This is a genomic window from Psychrilyobacter sp. (assembly GCF_049671765.1).
Lineage (GTDB): Bacteria > Fusobacteriota > Fusobacteriia > Fusobacteriales > Fusobacteriaceae > Psychrilyobacter.
In genome coordinates this window covers 1-3,172 of record NZ_JBATVM010000204.1, presented here as the reverse complement: position 1 = coordinate 3,172, position 3,172 = coordinate 1, and the positions used below count along the sequence as shown (strand labels likewise).

Below are 3,172 nucleotides of genomic sequence, written 5' to 3'. Positions count from 1 at the left end.
CAAATGGGAAAAACTAAAAGAAAAAATACAGGAATATGTTGAAGATAAAGATACTTTTAAAGAAAATTTCAAAGAAAAATTTGAAGCTTCTGGTAGGAACTTTGTAAATATAAATGTTGGAAATCATATTCAGCTACTATTTGATTTAGAGTATATTGAACAATTAGAAAAAGAAGGGAAAATTATAGAATTTTTTATAAAAGTAATGGATAGAGTTATAGACATAATTGATAAAAGGTAGGGTGTGAATATCGATAATTAAAGAGGGGAAATTATGAATTTTACAGAAGATCAATTAGAACAAGCATATATACACCTTTTAACTAATCTAGGTTATGAATATAGATTAGGAGGAGAGATAGAGGAAGATGAAAGAGGGAGTTACCATGAGGTACTTCTCCTTGAGGAACTTCGTAATTCTATCTATAAGATCAATAAAGAGATGCCAACAGATGCCAAGGAAGAGGCAATCAAAAAGATAAGACATCTATATAATCCAACACTTATAGGAGCTAATGAGGAGTTTCATAAGATGGTAACTGATGGAATAGATGTACCATACAAAGATAAAAATGGAAATGATAGATTTGGAAAGATCTATATATTTGATTTTGAAGATGTAGAAAACAATACATTTATAGCTGTAAATCAATTTACTATTATTCAAAAGACTAATAGAAGACCAGATATTATCCTATTTGTAAATGGTATACCCATGGTAGTCATAGAGCTAAAATCTATGATAAACGAAGAGGTCGGAATAACAGAAGCATATAATCAAATTCAAAGGTATAAAGATGAGATATCAGATCTATTTAAATATAACTCATTTATTGTATTAAGTGATGGGATCAATGCGAAGACAGGAACGATATCATCTAATCTAGAGAGATTTATGAGTTTTAGAAGTGTAGATGGAGAAGAGATCAGACCAAAAGATGAGATGATGATGGAAACTTTAACTCATGGAATGTTAACAAAGGAAAGACTCCTGGAATTGACAAAAGATTATATCTTGTTTATGAAAACTAGGACTGAATCAATAAAAATATTAGCTCAATATCATCAGTTTTTTGCAGTAAAAAAAGCCCTGAAGAATACAAAAAAAGCAAAAGAGAGTGAAGGAAGAATAGGTGTTGTTTGGCATACTCAAGGATCAGGTAAATCTCTAACTATGACCTATTATGCAGGGCAATTAATGAAAAAATTTAATAATCCAACAATAATAGTGGTAACAGATAGAAATGACTTGGATAACCAATTACACGGGACATTTGCAAAGTGTAGTAGTTATCTAGTGGAAAATCCAAAACAAGCAGAGGATAAAGACCAATTGAGAGATTATCTGGATGTACAGAGTGGTGGAATAATATTTACTACTATACAAAAGTTTGCTCCTAAGAAGGGTGAAAGTTTCATAGATGTATTGTCAGATAGAAATGACATCATAGTCATGGCAGACGAGGCACATCGTAGTCAGTATGGATTAGAAGCCAAACAAGATTTAGAAGGTAATGTGAAATATGGGTATGCAAAACATATAAGAGATGCACTACCTAATGCAAACTATATTGGATTTACAGGAACTCCTATAGATTTTCAAGACAAATCAACTACAGCAGTATTTGGAAACTATATTGATACCTATGATATGACAAGAGCTGTAGAAGATGGTGCTACAGTAAAAATTTATTATGAGAATAGATTTATTAAATTAGATTTAGATCAAACATTGTTAAATGAAGCAGATAAAGAAACTATCGAAATAATGGAGAATGTAGCAGAATATAATGCCGAAAAGAAAAAAAAAGAATTCACTAATATGGAAGCAGTAGTAGGAAGTAGTTCAAGGATAAGAGATCTTGCTCAAGACCTAGTAACTCACTGGGAAAGTAGAAAAAATGCTGCCTTTGGAAAAGCCATGATAGTATGTATGTCTAGAAGAATATGTGTGGAACTTTACAGTGAAATAGTAAGGTTAAGACCGGGATGGCATGATGAAGATAAAGCCAAAGGAAAGATCAAAGTTATTATGACTAATGACGTTTCTAAATATCCTATGAGTTGGAAACAACACTTTACCACTAAGCAGGAAAGAGAAGAACTAGCCAATAGGATGAAAGATGAATCAGATGAATTAGAAATATCTATAGTTAGGGATATGTGGTTAACAGGCTTTGATGTTCCTTGTATGCATACAATGTATATTGATAAATCAATGGCAGGACACAATCTAATGCAGGCAATAGCAAGGGTTAATAGAGTATTTAAAGATAAAGAAGGTGGATTAGTTGTAGACTATATTGGAATAGCAGATAAACTAAAAAAAGCTTTAAATCAATACTCAGCTTCAGACAGAAATACTACAGGAATAGATCTAGATAGAGCTGTTCAAGTAATGCTCGAATATTATGAAGTTGTCAGAGATATGATGCATGGTTATGAATATAGTGGTTATAAAAGTGATCAACCTATGGTAAGAGGTAAATCTATAATTGGTGGTATGAACTATATCCTTGAAATGGATCTAGACAAAGAAGGACTAAAAAAAGAATTTGTAAAACAAGTAGCCTCATTAGCTAAAGCTCATTCGTTATGTGTCTCTACTGAAGATGGAAAAAGATTAAATGAAGAAGTTGCATATTTCAAGGCAGTAAAGGCTACTCTTGTAAAACAAGAATCACCTAATAAAGTTAAACCTTTATCAGATAATGAAATAAACAAAAGAATGGCAACTTTGTTAGGAAACACTATAATTTCTGAAGAAGTTATAGACATATATAAAGAACTTGGAATAGAAGCTCCTAATATGTCTGTATTATCAGATGACTTTTTAGAAGAAATAAGATCTATGGAGTATAAGAACCTTGCTGTAGAGATGCTAAAGAAATTAATAGAAGGAAAGATAAAGTCAAGCTCAAGGAAAAATTTAGTAATGTCAGAGAAATTTTCAGATAAACTAAAGAGATCTCTCCAATCATATAGAAATAAAGCTATCACAAGTTTAGAAGTAATGGATGAACTTATAAAAATGGCAAAAGATTTTCAAGATATGCAAAAAGAAGGAAATGATCTAGGGTTAACTGATGATGAAGCAGCATTTTATAGTGCACTAGCTACTGAAGATATCCTAGCAGAATTAGAAGATTGTGATATCCTAAAGAAAATAGCA

At 31.3% G+C, this 3,172-nt stretch carries 2 protein-coding genes; both read left to right on the top strand.

Translation table 11 applies throughout. The features are described 5' to 3' along the window. The coding region (locus WBG30_RS09985; RefSeq protein WP_424504508.1) for a hypothetical protein at positions 1-241 on the top strand (241 nt) is incomplete at its 5' end. Positions 242-274: 33 nt separating this feature from the next. Further along, the coding region (locus tag WBG30_RS09980; RefSeq protein ID WP_424504507.1) for a type I restriction endonuclease subunit R at positions 275-3,172 on the top strand (2,898 nt) is incomplete at its 3' end.